The organism is Brachybacterium sp. (assembly GCF_036379615.1).
Taxonomy (GTDB): Bacteria; Actinomycetota; Actinomycetes; order Actinomycetales; family Dermabacteraceae; genus Brachybacterium.
In genome coordinates this window covers 103,185-120,822 of the sequence record NZ_DASVGJ010000047.1, presented here as the reverse complement: position 1 = coordinate 120,822, position 17,638 = coordinate 103,185, and the positions used below count along the sequence as shown (strand labels likewise).

16 protein-coding genes and 1 pseudogene are annotated in these 17,638 nt (G+C 73.7%); 15 read left to right on the top strand and 2 right to left on the bottom strand.

Going from position 1 to position 17,638, the window contains the following annotated elements:
- From VF289_RS09205 to VF289_RS09170, 8 genes and pseudogenes are all read left to right on the top strand, one after another.
- Positions 1-215 (top strand): annotated as a pseudogene (locus VF289_RS09205) (polyprenyl synthetase family protein); the annotation flags it as partial.
- A complete protein-coding gene (locus tag VF289_RS09200) occupies positions 212-1,828 on the top strand; it encodes an SDR family oxidoreductase (RefSeq protein ID WP_330883318.1) in 1,617 nt (538 codons plus the stop codon). The pseudogene VF289_RS09205 and the gene VF289_RS09200, both read left to right, overlap by 4 nt.
- Entirely contained in the window at positions 1,825-2,625 is an 801-nt protein-coding gene (locus VF289_RS09195) for a tryptophan-rich sensory protein (RefSeq protein ID WP_330883316.1), read from the top strand. The genes VF289_RS09200 and VF289_RS09195 overlap by 4 nt, the downstream gene beginning before the upstream one ends.
- Positions 2,622-3,488 (top strand): phytoene/squalene synthase family protein, encoded by an 867-nt coding sequence (locus VF289_RS09190; protein WP_330883314.1) that lies wholly within the window; start codon positions 2,622-2,624, stop codon positions 3,486-3,488. The genes VF289_RS09195 and VF289_RS09190 overlap by 4 nt, the downstream gene beginning before the upstream one ends.
- Positions 3,485-5,197 (top strand): phytoene desaturase family protein, encoded by a 1,713-nt coding sequence (gene crtI / locus VF289_RS09185; RefSeq protein ID WP_330883312.1) that lies wholly within the window; start codon positions 3,485-3,487, stop codon positions 5,195-5,197. The genes VF289_RS09190 and crtI overlap by 4 nt, the downstream gene beginning before the upstream one ends.
- Positions 5,194-5,550, top strand: coding sequence for a lycopene cyclase domain-containing protein (locus VF289_RS09180; RefSeq protein WP_330883310.1), 357 nt, complete (start codon positions 5,194-5,196; stop codon positions 5,548-5,550). Before crtI ends, VF289_RS09180 begins: the two co-directional genes overlap by 4 nt.
- Positions 5,547-5,855, top strand: coding sequence for a lycopene cyclase domain-containing protein (locus tag VF289_RS09175; RefSeq protein WP_330883308.1), 309 nt, complete (start codon positions 5,547-5,549; stop codon positions 5,853-5,855). The genes VF289_RS09180 and VF289_RS09175 overlap by 4 nt, the downstream gene beginning before the upstream one ends.
- Before the next feature lie 16 nt (positions 5,856-5,871).
- Positions 5,872-6,756 carry a prenyltransferase gene (locus VF289_RS09170; protein WP_330883306.1) on the top strand — a complete coding sequence of 295 codons (885 nt, stop codon included), beginning with the start codon at positions 5,872-5,874 and terminating at the stop codon, positions 6,754-6,756.
- Between the two features lie 33 nt (positions 6,757-6,789).
- Here VF289_RS09170 and VF289_RS09165 read toward each other — a convergent pair whose 3' ends face one another.
- Positions 6,790-7,953 (bottom strand): FUSC family protein, encoded by a 1,164-nt coding sequence (locus tag VF289_RS09165; RefSeq protein ID WP_330883304.1) that lies wholly within the window; start codon positions 7,951-7,953, stop codon positions 6,790-6,792.
- 43 nt (positions 7,954-7,996) lie between these two features.
- On the bottom strand, positions 7,997-9,466 hold the full coding sequence (locus VF289_RS09160) for a NupC/NupG family nucleoside CNT transporter (RefSeq protein ID WP_330883302.1): 1,470 nt from the start codon (positions 9,464-9,466) through the stop codon (positions 7,997-7,999).
- Between the two features lie 128 nt (positions 9,467-9,594).
- Here VF289_RS09160 and VF289_RS09155 point away from each other — a divergent pair, with 128 nt between their 5' ends.
- The 7 genes from VF289_RS09155 to VF289_RS09125 all read left to right on the top strand — a co-directional run bounded on the left by VF289_RS09155 (position 9,595) and on the right by VF289_RS09125 (position 17,599).
- Positions 9,595-10,017, top strand: coding sequence for a metalloregulator ArsR/SmtB family transcription factor (locus VF289_RS09155; protein WP_330883300.1), 423 nt, complete (start codon positions 9,595-9,597; stop codon positions 10,015-10,017).
- Positions 10,018-10,102: 85 nt separating this feature from the next.
- The gene (locus VF289_RS09150; protein WP_330883298.1) at positions 10,103-11,227 is read left to right on the top strand and encodes an iron ABC transporter permease; all 1,125 of its coding nucleotides are present in this window, start codon (positions 10,103-10,105) and stop codon (positions 11,225-11,227) included.
- Between the two features lie 83 nt (positions 11,228-11,310).
- Positions 11,311-12,333 carry an ABC transporter substrate-binding protein gene (locus VF289_RS09145; protein WP_330883296.1) on the top strand — a complete coding sequence of 341 codons (1,023 nt, stop codon included), beginning with the start codon at positions 11,311-11,313 and terminating at the stop codon, positions 12,331-12,333.
- Positions 12,330-13,115, top strand: a complete 786-nt coding sequence (locus tag VF289_RS09140; RefSeq protein ID WP_330883294.1) for an ABC transporter ATP-binding protein — start codon at positions 12,330-12,332, stop codon at positions 13,113-13,115. Before VF289_RS09145 ends, VF289_RS09140 begins: the two co-directional genes overlap by 4 nt.
- A 113-nt stretch (positions 13,116-13,228) precedes the next feature.
- On the top strand, positions 13,229-14,305 hold the full coding sequence (gene sbnA / locus VF289_RS09135) for a 2,3-diaminopropionate biosynthesis protein SbnA (RefSeq protein ID WP_330883293.1): 1,077 nt from the start codon (positions 13,229-13,231) through the stop codon (positions 14,303-14,305).
- Entirely contained in the window at positions 14,298-16,088 is a 1,791-nt protein-coding gene (locus VF289_RS09130; protein WP_330883291.1) for an FAD/NAD(P)-binding protein, read from the top strand. The genes sbnA and VF289_RS09130 overlap by 8 nt, the downstream gene beginning before the upstream one ends.
- On the top strand, positions 16,085-17,599 hold the full coding sequence (locus VF289_RS09125; protein ID WP_330883289.1) for a Y4yA family PLP-dependent enzyme: 1,515 nt from the start codon (positions 16,085-16,087) through the stop codon (positions 17,597-17,599). The genes VF289_RS09130 and VF289_RS09125 overlap by 4 nt, the downstream gene beginning before the upstream one ends.
- The last annotated feature ends 39 nt before the right edge of the window (positions 17,600-17,638 follow it).

The following is a 17,638-nucleotide window of genomic DNA, read 5'->3' as shown; positions in this document are numbered from 1 at the left end:
TCGAGGACCTCGCACGCTGGCACGTCTCCAGTGCGGCCGAGGCCGCCGCCCGGCACGACCTGCCCTCGGAGCTGGTCAGCGCCCTGGACCGTGCGACCGCGGAGATCCTCCGCGCCGCCGAGATCGCACTGCCTCCGGACGAGCAGGTCGAGCAGGGCGCCGCTGTCGGCGCTCCGCCTGCCTGCCGCCGCGCCGAGGAAGGACTGCCTGCATGAGCGCGAGCACCCCTGATCCCGACAGGTCCCCGCTGGTCCTGGTCACAGGGGCCAGCGGTTACATCGGCGGCCGCCTGGTGCCCGCCCTGCTGGCCGCCGGCCTGCGGGTGCGGGCGATGGCGCGCCACGCCGACCGGCTCCAGGACCGTCCCTGGAGGGACCGGGTGGAGGTGGTGGAGGCCGACGTCGAGGACCCGAGCAGCCTCGAGGCCGCGCTCGACGGCGTCGACGTCGCCTACTACCTCATCCACACGATGGGGGGCGGGCGCCGCTTCGCCGACCGGGACCGGGAGGGCGCCCGATCCTTCGCTGATGCGGCCGCGCGCGCCTCGGTGCGGCGCATCGTCTACCTCGGCGGCATCCATCCCGAGGGGGAGGAGCTCTCCGCCCACATGGCCTCCCGCAAGGAGGTCGGCGAGATCCTGCTCGCGGGAGCGGTCCCAGCCGTCGTGCTGCGGGCGGCGGTGATCCTCGGCTCGGGCAGCGCGTCCTTCGAGATGGTGCGCCACCTCTCCGAGCGCCTGCCGGTGATGATCGCCCCGCGCTGGCTGCGCAACCGGATCCAGCCCATCGCGGTGCGCGACGTGCTGCACTACCTCGTCGGTGCGGCCCAGCTGCCCGGTGCTCCGAACCGCACCTTCGACGTCGGCGGTCCCGATGTGCTCAGCTTCGCCCAGCTCCTCCAGGCCTATGCCCGCGCGGCCGGACTCCCGCGGCGACGGATCCTCACGGTGCCAGTGCTCACTCCGCGCCTGGCCAGCCACTGGATCGGGCTGGTGACGCCGGTGCCCAAAGGCATCGCCCGTCCCCTCGTGGAGTCGCTCATCCACGAGTCGGTCGCCGCCGAGTCGGATCTGCTGGACCTGGTGCCTGCTCCGGAGGGCGGGCTGACCGGGGTGGACCGTGCGATCGCGCTGGCCCTGACCCGCATCCGGGAGCTCGACGTCGCGACCGCCTGGCACTCCGCGACGCCGGCCGGCGCCCCCTCGGCCCCGCTGCCCGAGGATCCCGAGTGGTCCGGTGGGATCGTCCGCGGCGACGAGCGCCGACGCCACGTCGACGCCTCCCCCGAGACGCTGTGGGCGGTGATCGAGGGCATCGGCGGTCGGCGCGGCTGGTACTCCTGGCGCCTGGGCTGGGTCGCCCGCGGGCTCATGGACCGACTCGTGGGCGGGCCCGGGCTGCGTCGCGGCCGACGCCACCCCGCCCGGCTCGCGGTCGGCGACGCCCTGGACTGGTGGCGGGTCGAGCGACTCGAGCACGGCCGCCTGCTGCGCCTGCGCGCCGAGATGCGGGTGCCCGGCGGGGCCTGGCTCGAACTCGGCGTCGAGCCCGCCGACGACGGGCCCGGCGGCGGCGCGATCCTTCATCAGCGCGCGATCTACCACCCGCGCGGACTGCTCGGCGACCTGTACTGGTGGGCCGTGTGGCCCTTCCACGGGATCGTCTTCGGCGGCATGCAGCGCAACATCGCCCGCGCCGCGGAGTCCGCACAGGCCGGGGAGTTCACGAAGACCGCACAGACCACACAGACCTCGGCGGCCCCGGCGCCGTCGGCCGCGCCCTCGCCCCACCCTCCGCGCAGCCCCCGTTCTCCCGAGGAGTCCGCTTGACCCGCCCGCCCCGCCCGCTCGCCCGCCGTCTCGCCGTGACGGTGAGCTTCCTGCTCGCGATGATCGGCTCCGCGATCGGCGTCGGCGCCTTCGGCGGCGACCCGGTCGAGCAGGCCGCCGGTGGTCTGCTCGCTGCCGACGCCACCCACCTCGCCCCTGCCGGCTCCGCCTTCTCGATCTGGTCCGTCATCTACGCAGGTCTCGGCGGGTACACGCTATGGCAGTGGTGGGACCGCCGTGATGCCCGCGGCATCGCCGGGCACGCGATCGCCTCGCTGCTGCTGAACGCCGCATGGATCCTCACCATCCAGGCCGGGGGCGTCAGGATCAGCGTGCTCGTGATCGTGCTGCTGCTCGGTGTGCTCGCCGACCTCTTCCGCCGCCTCGCCACCCGGCCCGCCGGCGGGTGGGTGGAGCGGATCCTTGTGGACGGCACCTTCGGGCTGTACCTCGGCTGGGTGAGCGTGGCGACCTGCGCGAACATCGCCGCCGCCCTGAAGGGCGCGGGGTTCACCGGCTTCGGCGCGCCCTCCCTGCTGGCCGTGGCGGTGCTCGTGGTGGTCGCGGTGATCGGGGTGGGCCTCACGCTCGCCGGCCGCCGCCCGGTCGCCGCGCCGCTGGCGATGATCTGGGGGCTGGCATGGATCGCCGTGGGCCGCGCGACGGACGAGCCGAATGCTCCCGCCGTCGCGATCGCCGCCGTGCTCGCCGCCCTCGTGATCGCCCTCGCGGCCGCCGCGCAGCTGCTGCGCGCCCGGCTCCGCAGGACCCCGGACCCCAGCAGGGACGTCCGATGAGCGCCCGCAGCATGCTCGAGACGTCGACGGCCCGCTACGACCGGGTCGCCCAGCGCAGCGCCGCATGCGTGATCACCGGATACTCCACCTCCTTCGGCTGGGCCACCCGGCTGCTCGACGAGCCGGTCCGCACCCATGTGCGCAACATCTATGCGCTGGTGAGGATCGCGGACGAGACGGTCGACGACCCGGACCCGACCCTCTCGACCCTCGAGCGGTCCCGACTGCTGGAGGATCTCGCCGCCGAGACCGCGCGCGCCGTGGCCGGCTCCCGCTCCACCAACCTCGTCGTCCAGGCCTTCGCCCTCACCGCACGACGGTGCGGGATCGGCCCGGCGCTGATCGACCCGTTCTTCGCGTCCATGCGCGCGGACCTCGCCGTCTCCTCCCACGACCAGGCGAGCCTCGCGGAGTACGTGCACGGTTCCGCCGAGGTGGTGGGGCTGATGTGCCTGCGCGTGTTCCTGGACGGGGACGACGACGCCTACGCACGCCTCGCCCCCGCCGCGAGCGCCCAGGGGGCCGCGTTCCAGAAGGTGAACTTCCTGCGCGACCTCGCCGAGGACCATGACGCGCTGGGCCGCACCTACTTCCCGGGCCTGGACGTCGACGACTTCGGGGATGCCGAGCGCGACCGACTGCTGGACGACATCGACACCGACCTCGCCCATGCCGCGACCGCCCTCCCCCACCTGCCCGCCTCCAGCCGCCGCGCTGTCACCGCCGCCCACGGCTTCTACAGCGCGCTCTCGCGGCGGCTGCGTGCGACCCCGGCGCAGCAGATCCGCCGTACCCGGGTGCGAGTGCCCGAGCACGAGAAAGCCCTGATCATGATGCGCGCCGCACTCGGGGCCCGCCGATGAGCGCGGCCGCCGCGATGCCCGAGAACGGCCCGACGGAGCAGGGCCCGCCCCGCGAGGGACGTGCGGGCGGGCGTCCCAGAGCCGTGGTGATCGGCGGAGGCATCTCGGGCCTCGCCACGGCCGCGCTGCTGGCCCGCGACGGCTACGAGGTCGATCTCGTCGAGGCGCGCACCCAGCTCGGCGGCCGCGCCGGCAGCTGGGAGCACGGCGGATTCCGCTTCGACACCGGGCCGTCCTGGTACCTGATGCCCGAGGTGTTCGACCACTTCTTCCGCCTGCTCGGCACCTCCGCCGCCGAGCAGCTGGACCTCCAGGGCCTGGATCCCGGGTACCGGGTGTTCTTCGAGGAGCACGACGAGCCGATCGACATCCGCGCCTCGGCGGCCCGCAATGCGACCGCCTTCGAGGCGATCGAGCCCGGCGCGGGCCGCCGGCTGGACGAGTACCTCGACTCGGCCAGCCGCACCTACGAGATGGCGCTCGAGCACTTCCTCTACTCCTCGTTCACGCGCCAGCGGGAACTGCTGGCCGCGCCGATCCTCGCGCAGGCACCGCGCCTTCTCCAGCTGCTGCTCGAGCCGCTCGAGCGCTTCGTGGGCCGCCGCTTCGAGGACCCCCGTCTGCGTCAGATCCTCGGCTACCCCGCGGTGTTCCTGGGCTCCTCCCCGGATCGCACTCCGAGCATGTACCACCTGATGAGCGCTATGGATCTCACCGGCGGGGTGCTCTACCCGCAGGGCGGATTCGCGCGCCTCATCGACGTGATCGTCGCCCTCGCCGAGCGGGAGGGCGCACGACTGCACACGGCCACCCGCGCCACCCGCATCCTCACTGCCCCGCAGCCCGGACAGCGTCGCCCCCGGGCCGTCGGCGTCGAGGTGCAGGGGGCCGACGGGTCCGCGCGCACCCTGGCGGCCGACGTGGTGGTCGCGACCGCGGACCTGCACCACGTGGAGACCACGATGCTGCCGCCCGCGCTGCAGACCCACCCGGAGCGCCGGTGGGAGAAGGCGACCTCCGGGCCGGGCGCCGTGCTGGTCCTGCTGGGAGTGGAGGGCGAGCTGCCGCAGCTCTCCCACCACAGCCTGTTCTTCACCCGGGACTGGGGGGCGAACTTCGGTGCGATCCGCGAGGGCAGCATCCCCTCGCCCGCCTCGGTCTACGTGTGCCGCCCCTCGGCGACCGATCCCTCGGTCGCCCCCGCCGGGCACGAGAACCTCTTCGTGCTGGTCCCGATGCCGGCCGAGCCCGGGCTCGGCAGCGGCGGGGTCGACGGCGCGGGCTCCGCCGCCGTCGAGGCGATCGCCGACGAGGCGATCGCGCAGATCGCCGACTGGGCGGGCATCCCCGATCTCGTCGGCCGGGTGGTGGTGCGCCGCACGATCGGGCCGGCGGAGTTCGCCACCGACCTGCGCACCTGGAAGGGCGGCATGCTCGGCCCCGCCCACACCTTGCGCCAGAGCGCCTTCCTGCGCGCCGGGAACGCCTCGCGGAAGGTCGACTCCCTCTTCTACGCCGGCTCGAGCACGATCCCCGGGATCGGTCTGCCGATGTGCCTGATCAGCGCCGAACTGGTCGCCAAGCGACTGCGCGGGGACCGTTCCGCCTCGCCGCTGCCGGAGCCCGCTCCCCGGTCGGAGCCCGCTCACGCCTCGGAGCCCGCTGGCCGGTCGGAGCCCGCCGGGCCCCGCGGCGAGGCGGTGGCATGACCTCGGCCGTCTACCTCCTCGCGCTGCTCGTCCCGCTCGTGTGCATGGGGCTGCTGGACCGGCGCTTCCGCCTGGTGCTGTGGCGGGCGCCCCGGCGCGCGATGATCGTGCTGGGCGCGGGAATCGTGCTGTTCCTGCTGTGGGACCTCGCCGCGATCGCCTCCGGCCACTATCGGATGGGCGCCGGGGAGTGGATGACCGGGATCCTGCTGGGCCCGGAGCTGCCCCTGGAGGAGCTGGTGTTCATCACCTTCCTCAGCTACCACGCCCTGGTGCTGTGGGGGCTGGTGGACAGGCTGTTCGCACTGCGCCGCGCGCGGTCCGCGCCGGACGCTCCGCAGGGGGTGCGATGAGCTACGCCGCCCTCGCCGGTCTGTTCCTGCTGGCACCGGTCGCGGTGTGCATCCTCGCCGTCGTGCGGTGCCGCCCCTCCCGCCGCTGGTGGCGCACCACAGCGGTGACGATCGCGGTGCTGGTGGCGCTCACCGTCGTCTTCGACACGCTCATGATCGCCGCGGACCTGTTCCGCTTCGAGGAGGCGGATCTGCTGGGGATCAGGATCGGCCTGGCCCCGCTCGAGGACCTGGCCTGGCCGGTCGCGGCCGGGCTGCTGCTGCCCTCGCTGTGGCTGCTGCTGACCCCGCCGGAGGAGAGATGACCATGGAGGAGGCGCGATGACCGTGCTCGAGAGTCCGCCGCGGGCGGTGCGTCAGCTGCTGGGCAGCTCCCGCCCGTTGAGCTGGATCAACACCGCCTACCCCTTCGCCGCGGCGTACCTGCTGGCCGGCGGCGGCGTGGACGCGGCCCTCGTGGTCGGCACCCTGTTCTTCCTCGTGCCGTACAACCTGCTGATGTACGGGATCAACGACGTCTTCGACCACGACTCCGATCTGCGCAATCCGCGCAAGGGCGGGGTCGAGGGCATCGTGCTGGACCGCGGCGTCCACCGCCTGACGCTGTGGGCCGCCGCCGGGACGACGCTGCCCTTCGTGGTGGCGCTGCTGATGTGGGGCGGGGCGGTCTCGGCGCTGGTGCTGCTGGTGGTGCTCGCGGCGGTGATCGCCTATTCCGCGCCGGGGCTGCGGTTCAAGGAGCGGCCGGTGCTGGACTCGCTGACCTCCTCCACCCATTTCGTGGGCCCGGCGGCGTTCGGGCTCGCGCTGACCGGTGCGCCGCTCGGGCTCACCGCGGTCGCCTCCCTCGCGGCGTTCTTCCTGTGGGGCATGGCCTCGCACGCCTTCGGAGCGGTGCAGGACGTCCAGCCCGATCGGGAGGCGGGCATCGGCTCGATCGCCACCGTGATCGGGGCGGCGCGCACCGTGCGGCTCGCCCTGGTGCTCTATGCCGCCGCCGGGGCGGTGATGCTGCTGGCGGGATGGCCCGCCGCGCTCGCGGGGCTGCTGGTCCTCCCCTACCTCGCGAGCATCTGGCCGTTCCGCTCCCTGAGCGATGCACGGGCAGAGCAGGCCCATCAGGGGTGGCGGCGCTTCCTCGGGCTGAATCTGGTGACCGGGTTCCTGCTCACCCAGCTGCTGATCGTGATCGCGCTGACGCGCTGAGACGGGGGGCGCGCCTCCCGCCGCCTCGGTCGCTCACGTCTGCGGATTCTCGCTCCCCGCCTCCCGCGCCCGCCGCGCGGAGGCCACGTCGTCGACGACCACTGCGATGTGCTGCATGCTCCTGATCAGGGCGCCGTACACCGGCCAGGAGTCCCGCGGAAGCCGGCCTTCCTCCGCCATGCGCGCCGCGAGCGCGCGGAGACGCTCGTGCACCGGCTCGACCTCCGCGTCGGGATCACTGATCGCCACGCCGGCATCACGCACCACGTCCCGCCACTGCTCGCGGAAGCTCTCGTCCCACTCGGCCTCGTCCTGACTCGCCTCGCGCAGCGTGCGGGCGAGGTTGCGCAGATGCGAGATGCCCTCGTCGACCCGCGAGAGGATCTCCTCGTAGCCGACGCCGCGGTGATCGCTCTGGTCACCTCGCGGCCCGCGTGCACGGCCCGCTGCGAGCCGTCGGCGTGGATTGGCCAGGTCGCTCTCCCGGGCGAAGCGCACCGAGCTCCAGGCCGAGTCGAGCTCCTCGTCCATCCGGGTGATCTCGCGGGTCCACTCCTCTGCCCTGTCGAGATCCCAGGAGCCGGGCGGCTGCTCGGCCATGTGCACGAGCACCCTTCCCATGCGCTGGTTGATGCTGTCGACGTGCCGGGCCGCCTGGCGATGGCGCAGCGGCGGGACCAGCAGCAGGTTCACCACGATGCCGAAGGCGACGCCGATGGCCACCTCGACCAGGCGATCGAGCAGGAGCGGCTTCTGGTCGCCGAACCCGCTGCCCAGCACGAAGATCGCCGTGGTCGCGACCGCCACGCCCTCATCGCGGATCCAGGTGATCCGGGAGGCGCACATGCCCACCAGCAGCGCGAGCGCGAAGGTCCACAGCCCCACGCCGAGATAGTGCCCGATCAGGAACGAGACCAGGACCCCCAGGCCGGAGGCGAGGGTGGTCTGGACCCCGCGGGACATCGAGCGGTACACCGTGGCGTGCACGGTCAGCAGGGCCGTCCACGGGGCGAGGAAGGCGATCTCGGAGTCCAGGACCACGTCCGCGAACCACCAGGCGGCCGTCGCCGCCGTGACGGCCTTGAGGATCTGCAGCAGGTCGGTGAGGACCTCCGGGCTGCGTGCCGCCGCCGCGAGCCGGGCCGCGAGCCGGGCCGGGCGTCCGCGCGTGCGCTGGTGCTGGTCCGATTCCTTCATCCTCTGCACCTCCTGTGCCTCGCCGGGAACCGCACCCTCGTGATCACGCCAGCAGCATCCCCGCAATGGTGGCGCTCATGAGGTTCGCGAGGGTGCCGGCGAGGATCGCCTTCAGCCCCAGCTGCGCGATCTCGGAGCGTCGGCTCGGCGCCAGGCCGCCCAATCCGCCCAGCAGGATGCCCAGGGAGCTGAGGTTCGCGAAGCCCGTCAGCGCGAAGCTCGTGATCGCGGCGGTCTTGGGGCTGAACTGGTCGATCTGCGGGCCGAATCCGGCGAAGGCCACGAACTCGTTGACCACCACCTTCTGGCCCACGAAGCTGCCCGAGGCCACGGCCTCGCTCCACGGCACACCGATCATGGCCATGATCGGGGCGAACACCCATCCCAGGATCTGCTCGAAGGTGAGGTCCCCGGCGCCGAACCAGCCTCCGACCACGCCGATCAACAGGTTGATCAGCGCGATCAGGGAGATGAACGCCAGCAGCATGGCGCCGACGTTCAGGGCCAGCTTGAGCCCGTCGGCCGCACCGCCCGCGGCGGCGTCGATGACATTGGTGTACGAGAGCTCGTCCTCGTCCTCGCGGTCGACGTCCTCGTCATGGGCGGGGCGCTGGGCGGCCGAGCGATCGGCACTCGCGTCTGCGGTGGGTGCGTCGTCGGTGGCTGAGTCGCCGGTGGCTGCGTCGTCGGTGGCTGAGTCGTCGGTGGGCGAGTCGCCGGTGGCCACGCTTCCGGCGCCCGCAGCTCCGGCATCCGCGACGGCGGTGGCCGCGGTTCCGGTCGCAGCGCCACGACGCGTCGAGCCCTGACCGCGGCCGGCGACCATGGCGGCCTCGCGGGCCACGGCCTCCGGGTCGTCCTCCGGCACCAGGATCTTCGCCATCAGCAGCGCTCCGGGCGCAGCCATGAAGCTCGCGGCGATGAGGTACTCCAGCGGCGCGCCCAGCAACGAGTAGCCCACCAGCACGGAGCCCGCGACGGTGGAGAGCCCTCCCGCCATCACGGCGAAGAGCCCGGAGCGGGAGAGCCCCTTGATATAGGGGCGGATGACCAGCGGCGCCTCGGTCTGGCCCACGAAGATGTTCGCGGCGGCGTTGACCGACTCGGCGTAGCCCGTCCCGAGGACCCTCCCCAACGCGCCGCCGAGCAGGTGCACGATCCTCGGCAGGATCTTCCAGTGATAGAGCACCGCGGTGAGCGAGGCGAAGAAGACGATCACCGGCAGCACCTGCAGGGCGAAGATGCTGCCCTCGCCCTCCATCGGCAGCAGACCGCCGAAGAGGAAGGAGATGCCCTCGCTCGAGGTGTCGATGACGGCCTGGAACCCGGCGGAGACCTTCTCCAGCGCCCACTGCCCCGGCCCCCAGTACAGGACGATCACCCCCAGGAGGAGCTGCAGCGCGAAGGCTCCGATCACGGTGCGGAGCTTGATCGCGCGGCGGTTGCTGGACAGAGCGACCGCGATCACCAGCAGCCCGGCCATACCGCCGAGCCCCCAGAGCAGGTCGACCATCGCACTCACCTCACAGAGGATCGGGGACAGGGCGTGATCGTGCGCCAGTGTAGGGGGAGGCTCTCGAGGACCGCGCACAGCGGCAGGGCCGCAGCCGCCGGCCCCACCGTCCCCGCTACGGTGTCCCCATGGATCGCTCCCGGCCTCTGCACGTGCGCGCCTCCTCCGAGGAGGTCACGGACGAGGCGCTCGTCGCCGAACTGCGGGGCGTGCTCGCGCAGGCCGACGGCATGGAGGAGCTCGCCGCCCGCCTGGCCCTGCTCTCGGATCCACGGCGCCTGCGGCTCCTGTTCTGCCTGCACGCCCACCCCGGGGTGCGCAGCTCCGACCTCGCCAGCGCGCTCCAGGCGCACGAGTCGACCACCTCGCACGCCCTCGCGCTGCTGCGGGACGCCGGCTGGGTGCGCGCACGGCGCACCGGCCGGGAAGTCCGCTACGAACTGGCCGACGGAGTGATTCACGACCTGCTGCACTCCCTCGGATCCGCGCATCTTCCCGGCATCCACCATCCTGGAGAGCACACCGAGGACCCACCGCCGGCCCACGGCTGAGCCGCCCGCCGACAACCACCGGCACGGTGGACCCCACCTTCTCCCGATACTTGTACGGTGGTGCAAGTGATGAGGAAGGAGGGCCATGTCCACTGCGCATCGCTCCTCCGCACCGTCGGCCGCTGATCCCGCGGCCACCGTCCCCGCCGCCTCCGGCGATCCCCTCGGGCTGCGCGCCCGTGCGCGGCGCAGCACACTGCTGCTCACCGTGCTCACCGGCCTCGTGGCGCTCAGCCTGCTGCTGTGCGTGGGGATCGGCCCGGTCCCGCTCTCCCCCGCGCTCACGCTGCAGGTCATCGCCCATCACCTCGGCCTGCCGGTCCCCGTCCCCGCCGACGCAGCGGCCGAGGCGATCGTGTGGTCGGTCCGGGTGCCGCGGGTGCTGATGGGGGCGGCCGTCGGCGCCTGCCTGGCGATCAGCGGCGCCGCGCTGCAGGCGATGGTGCGCAACCTGCTCGCCGACCCGTACATCCTGGGCGTCTCCGGGGGTGCCTCCACCGGCGCGGCGGCCGCGATCCTCTTCGGGGTGGGGGCGGCGCTGGGCGAGTACGCGCAGTCGGTTCTGGCCTTCGCCGGAGCGCTCACCGCAGCGCTGCTGGTGTTCGTCATCGCACGCAGCAACGGGCGCGTCACCTCGCTGCGGCTGCTGCTGTCCGGGGTGGCGGTCGGCTACGCGCTCTCCGCAGTGACCAGCCTGCTGATCTTCTCCTCGGACTCCGCAGAGGGCTCACGCTCGGTGATGTTCTGGATGCTGGGCTCGCTCTCGCTGGGCCGATGGGACGCCTTCCTCGCGATCGCCCTGGTCGCCGCTGTGCTGGGCACCGTGGTGCTCACCGTTCGCGCCCCGCTGCTGGATGCCCTGGCCGCCGGGGACGGCATCGCCCACGGACTGGGCATCTCCCCGGACCGGGCACGCATCGGCCTGCTCGTGATCGTCTCGCTGTGCACTGCGGCGGCCGTCGCCGGAGCCGGGGCGATCGGCTTCGTGGGCCTGGTGATCCCGCACCTGGCCCGGCGCCTGGTCGGGTCCCGGCACCGGGTCGCGATCCCGGCGAGCGCCCTGCTGGGGGCCGGTTTCCTGGTGTGGGCCGACGTCGTCGCGCGTCTGGTGATGGCGCCGCGGGAGCTGCCCATCGGAGTGATCACCGCTGCCGTCGGCGCCCCGTTCCTGCTGATCCTCATCCGCCGGATGCAGGCCCGGGAGGGGTGAGCCCGGCTCACCGCCGGGTCCAGGCCGTCCCCTCCGTCGCCTCATCCATCGTCCCCGTCCCCCGTCGTCCCGAAAGGATCCCCATGACCTCGTCCCTTTCCCGCCGCGCGGTGTTGACCACGCTCGCCGGCGTCCTCGGCCTCGGCGCAGCCGCCTGCACCGCCCGCGGTGGTGCGTCGGAGGGTGGTGCGGGGAGCTCGGAGGGCGCGGCCGGCGGTGGCTTCCCGCTGACGCTCACCGACTGCGACGCCGAGGTGCTGATCGAGGCCGTGCCCGAGCGGGTGGTGCTCCTGGACAGCGCCCCGGTGACGACCCTCGACGGGCTCGGGGTGCTGGACCGGGTGGTCGCCCGCGCCGGCTCCTTCCCGGAGGGCTACTACGACGCGGAGCTCATCGGCCGCCTGGAGCAGATCCCGATGCTCTCCGAGGACATCGACACCACCGGACACCTGCAGATCAGCCAGGAGGTGGTGATGGCGCAGGGGCCCGACCTGGTGCTGGGCCTGCCGGACGGCCTCACCCGTGAGGGGCTGCGTGCGGGCGGCGCAGAGGTGCTGATGCCCCGCTCGTACTGCGGCGGACTCGAGGAGCGGGCGAGTGTCGACATGCTCTTCGCGGAGATCACGACCTACGGGGCGGTGTTCGACCGCGCCGCCGAGGCCGAGGCCCTGGTCGCCGCTCTGCGGGAGCGGATCGACGCCGTCGCGGACCTCCCCCACGAGGCGCGCACGGCCGCGGTGCTCTACGCGAGCGCGGGCGGTGGGCCCCTGTACGCCTACGGCGCGCCCTCCATGGCGACCGCGCAGCTGGATGCGCTGGGGATCGAGAACGTCTTCGCGGACACCGCGCAGCGGGTCTTCGAGAGCGGGACCGAGCCGCTGCTGGCCGCCGACCCCGACGTGGTCGTGGTGCTGCACGAGGGGACGGTCCCCGAGGAGCAGCTGCTCGCCGAGATGCTCGCCGACAGCCAGCTCACGTCGCTGCGCGCCGTGCAGGAGGAGGCCGTGCTGCCGCTGCTGTTCAACTTCACCGAGCCCGCCTCGCCGCTGATCGTCGACGGGCTCGAGCGTATCGGTGCCTGGCTGACGCGGCGGGAGCCGGCGTGAGCGGCGAGACGGTGCTCGAGGCCCGCGGGCTGACCCATAGCTTCGGCGCTCTCGAGGTGCTGCGCGGGGTGGACCTCACCGCCCGCCGCGGCGAGGTGGTGGGGCTGGTGGGCCCCAACGGCAGCGGGAAGACGACCGCCCTGCGGATCCTGCACCGCGACCTGGTGCCCGATACCGGGCAGGTGCGGCTCGAGGGCCGGGATCTCGGGTCCCTGTCCGGGCGTGAGCGGGCCCGGCGCCTCGCCGTGATGACGCAGGAGAGCCCCGGCGAGCTGCCGATGACCGCCGCCGATGCGGTGATGCTGGGCCGGCTCCCCCACCGAGGCGTCTTCGGCGCCACCACCCGGGCCGACGAGCTCCTCGCCGCCGAGGCGCTCGAGCTCGCGGGCGCCGCCCACCTGGCCCGTCAGGACCTCACGACCCTCTCCGGAGGCGAGCGCCAGCGGGTGCTGCTGGCCCGGGCGCTCGCCCAGCAGCCGCGCCTGCTGCTGCTCGACGAGCCGACCAACCACCTCGACATCGGCGCCCAGCACCACACCCTGCAGCTGGTGCGCGCCCAGCGCCTGACCACGCTGGTGGTGCTTCACGACCTGAACCTGGCCGCCCGCTACTGCGACCGCGTGGTGGTGCTGGAGAACGGCCGGATCCGGGCCGATGGACCCCCGTCCGAGGTGCTCGACGAAGCCCTCGTCGGCGAGGTGTACGCCGTCGCGGCGGACCGGCGGGACGCGTCCGACGGGACCGCGCAGCTCCTGTTCCGGTCCCGGCCCGCGACCGGCTGAACGCGGCCTCGCCGGGGAATCGCAGAGCCCCCCGACAGATCCCCGACCAGGTGCCGACCGTTCGGTCCCCTCGATGCTGTTCACCGGGCGCGATGTTCCCGTAGCTTGACGGCGTGACCACCCCACCGCACACGGCCCCCGCCCCCTCCGCCGACGCTCCCCGGCGGCCCGGCGGCGCGGAGCCGGTGCTCGGCATCTCCGGAGCCGTCGGCGGCACCCCGCTGGTGCGCCTCGAGCACCTCTTCCCCGACTCCGGCGTCGAGATCCTGGCCAAGCTGGAGTCCGTCAACCCCGGCGGCAGCACCAAGGACCGCCCGGCGCTCGCGATGGTGCGCGACGCCCTGGACAGCGGCCGGCTCACGGCCGGAGGCACCGTGGTGGAGTCCAGCTCCGGCAACCTCGGCGTGGCCCTGGCCCGGGTGTGCTCCGTGCACGGCGTGCGCTTCGTGTGCGTGGTCGACTCCCGCACCAATGCGACCACGGTGGCCACCATCCGCGCGCTCGGCGGCGAGATCGACCTGGTCTCCGAGCCGGACCCGCTCAGCGGTGACCTGCTCACCGCCCGGTTCCGGCGCGTCGAGCAGCTGATGGAGGAGATCCCCGGGGCGGTGAACCTGTTCCAGTACGGCAATCCCGCGAATCCCGCGGCGCACACCACCGGCACCATGCGGGAGGTCGCGGAGTCCCTCGATCACCGGCTCGACGTGCTGATGGCGGCGGTGAGCACCACCGGCACGATCGCAGGCTGCACCGCCTACCTCCACGAGCACCGGATGGACACGCGCACCGTCGCGGTGGACGCGGTCGGCAGCGTCCTGTTCGGCGGCACCGCCGCACCGCGCCCGCTGCCCGGCCTCGGCGCGGGGGTCGTCACCGACATCTCCCGCACCGTGGCCCCGGACCGCGTGATGCGCGTGGACGGTCTCGACTGCGTGGTCGGCGCGCGCCTGCTGGCCCGACGGGAGGGCATCCTCGCCGGCGCCTCGACCGGCGGCATCGTCCACGCACTGGGCACGCTCGTACCGGACCTCGCGCCCGGGTCGCGACTGGTGTTCATCGTGCACGACGGCGGGGTCCCCTACCTCGACACGGTCTACGACGACCACTGGGTGCAGCGGACGCTCGGGGCCGACGCCGCCGCCCTGGACGCCGCGACCACCGCCCTGGTCGCCTCCGCCCGCCGTGGCTGAGCGGGCACCGGGCACGGCCGGGGACCCACTGCGCCTGCTCGTGGTGGGGGCCGGGGCGAAGGCGCTGTACGCGCTCGAGGAGCTCGCCGCGCAGGGTCGGGACGGCGGCGACCTCCCCGAGTCTGCCGGTCCCCTGGTCGAGATCACCGTCGTCGATCCCGGGGAGCACCTCGGCACCGGTGCCGCCTACCACCCCTCCCAGCCCCACCACCTGCGGTTGAACGTCGGCTCGGGGATCCTCGACGCTCCTGCCACCGGCGCCGCCCCGTCCTTCCCCGACTGGGCCCGCACCACGCATCCGGAACTCGCGGAGGAGCCGTACCCGCCGCGTGCCGTCGTCGGGGAGTACCTGCGGCTGCGCTGGCGACGGATGCAGGCCTCCCTCGCCCCTTGGGCGACGCTCCGCCACCACCGCGGCCGTGCCCTCGCGGTCCACCGCGACGGCGAGCGGTGGCGACTGGAGGTGACCGCCTCGCGGCAGGCGCCCGGGACGCAGGGGCAGCTGGAGCGGGGGCAGGGGCAGGCGGAGCAGGGGCAGGGGCAGGTGCCGGCGTCGCAGGTGCCGACGCAGCTGCTGGGCCCCGCCGAGGAGATCCTGCTCGCGACCGGTCATGCCACCGGCCACGACAGCGCCCTCGCCCCCACCTGGACCGCTGCGCTGCCACTGCGGCCCGCGGTGCTCCCCGTCCAGGAGATGCTCTCGGCCGAGCACGTGCCGCCGGGATGCCGGGTCGCGATGCGAGGCGGCGCCCTGACCTTCGTCGACGGGGCGCTCACGCTGACCCTCGGTCGCGGCGCCGCGTTCCGCCCGGATCCCTCCGGCACGACGGGCCTGATCCACCACCGCAGCCCCGAGGAGCCCGCGGTCATCCTTCCCACCACCCGCCACGGCCTGCTGCTGGACGCGAAGCCCCTGCCCGGGACGCAGCTCCCGGCAACGGCTGAACGGGCCCTCGCACGCGGCGCGCGCCGGCTGGAGTCCGCGGGACCCCTCACCCCCCAGCAGGTGCTCGACCTCGCGGTCGATGTCGCGGCGGAGATGCTGACCGGGCCTGATGCCCCGTTCGAGGAGCATCGTCGGGCGGTCATGCGCACCCTCTCGACGGGCGCGGAGCCCGACCTCCCGCAGGGCCCCGGTCGTGCCGAAAGGGCGCTTCGGCGCAGCATCGCGGTGGCGGAGGGCTCCCGCGCCGGGGGCCCGGCCTGGGCGCTCGGGCGCACCTGGGTGCAGCTCTACCCGCAGTTCACCGCGGCACTGCGCGGCAGCGAGGCGGACGGCACAGCATGGACGCGGTTCCTCGCCTCCGAACAGGTGCTGGAACGCTTCGCCTTCGGCCCGCCGCTGGACGTGGCGCGGATGCTGATCGCCATGATCGACTCCGGCGCCCTGGACCTGAGCTGGGTCGATGCGGGCACCTCTCTCCGCGCCGACGGCGTGCACGGGATCCCGGCGGGCGCCGGAGCACCCGACGTGGTGGTCGATGCGGTGGTGGCCCCGCCGGGCCTGCGCGGCATCGTCGATCCCCTGGCCCGGCAGCTGCTGAGCAGCGGACTGGTGACGCTGCGGCCAGGTCGCCGCGGAGCAGTCATCGAGGCCGACGGCACCGCGCTGACCTCGGCCGGCGACCGCGCGGAGGGACTTGCCCTGCTCGGCCGCGCCACCGAGGACCACGTGATCGGACACGACACCCTGAACCGGCACCTGCACGCCGAGACCGGACACTGGGCGGCACGGCTCTCCCGTCGTGCCGCCCGGTCCGGAGCACTGGAGGAGACCGCATGACGACGCCCTCGCCCACCGCCCCCGACGCCGGCCTGCGCGAGGGCTGCCACGGCCTGCCGCCGCTGACAGCCCGCCTCGCGCCGTGGATGCGGGAGCTGCTCACCGATCCGGCCACCTGCGCGCAGCTGCTCGAGGAGCACGGCAGCCCGCTGAACGTGCACGACTTCGGTGCCCTCGCGGACAATGCACGCGAGCTGACCGACGTCGCCGAGGCCCACGACGTGGAGCTGAGGATCTTCGTGGCACGGAAGGCGAACAAGACCCTGGGCCTGATCGAGGCCGCCCACCAGGCGGGGCTCGGCCTCGACCTCGGCAGCCACCGCGAGCTCGAGCAGGCCCTCGACCTCGGATTCCCTGCGCGCGACATCGTGGTCACCGCCGCGATCAAGCCCCGCCCCCTGCTGCGCCTGGCGCTCGAGGCCGGCACCACCCTGGTCCTGGACAACCTCGACGAGGCCGCCGCCGCCCGGGAGGAGATCGCCGCCCTCCACGGCGCGCAGCGGCGTGCGGCGCCGGGCTCGGAGCACATCGCCGCGCAGTCCGCAGCACAGTCCGCGCCGACCGCCACCCGACCGGTCGCGCTGCGCCTCGCGCCCTCCCCGACCGGCCCCGTCGGCCCCACCCGCTTCGGTGAGTCCGCCGAGACCTGGCGGCATTGGGCCGCCTCCCGCCACCTCGCCGAGGACGGGATGAGCATCCAGGGGCTCCACTTCCACCTGCACGGCTACGACCCGCTCGCCCGCGCCCAGGCACTCACCGAGGCGCTCGACCTGATCGACGCGCTGCGCGAGGCGGGCCATCAGCCTCACTTCCTCGACATCGGCGGCGGGATCCCCATGTCCTACCTCGACGACGCCGAGCAGTGGACCAGCTTCTGGGAAGCGCACGATCGGCAGGACGAGGGCCCGGAGACGTCTCCGACCTGGCGCGGCGAACCGCTGCGGCAGGTCTATCCCTACCACCAGCAGGTGGTGCGCGGCACCTGGCTCGAGACCCTGCTCGACGCCGAGGTCGCGCCGGGGGTGAACGCCGCCCGGGCCGTGCGCGAGCGCGGGCTCGAGCTGCGCTGCGAGCCGGGCCGCTCCCTGCTCGACGGCTGCGGGATGACCCTCGCCCGGGTCATCCAGCGCACCGCCACGAGCGACGGGATCCCCCTGGTCGGGCTCGAGATGAACCGCACCCAGTGCCGCTCCACCTCGGACGACTTCCTCGTGGATCCGCTGCTGGTCCGCGCGGGCGGCCCGCCCTCGGCACCGATGGACGCCTTCCTGGTGGGCGCCTACTGCATCGAGGCGGAGCTGATCCTGCGCCGCCGACTGCGCTTCCCCGAGGGCGTGGGGATCGGGGACGTGATCGCGCTGCCGAACACGGCCGGGTACCTGATGCACATCCTCGAGAGCGCCTCGCACCAGATCCCGCTCGCCTCGAACCTCGTGCGCGGAGCCGACGGGTTCGCCCGCGACCGGATCGACGCGGTCGCGCCCCAGCGTCCCTGGCACGACCCGGTCTGACAGTGCGGGGCCGGGGCCCGGCCCGACGGGCCCGAGCGG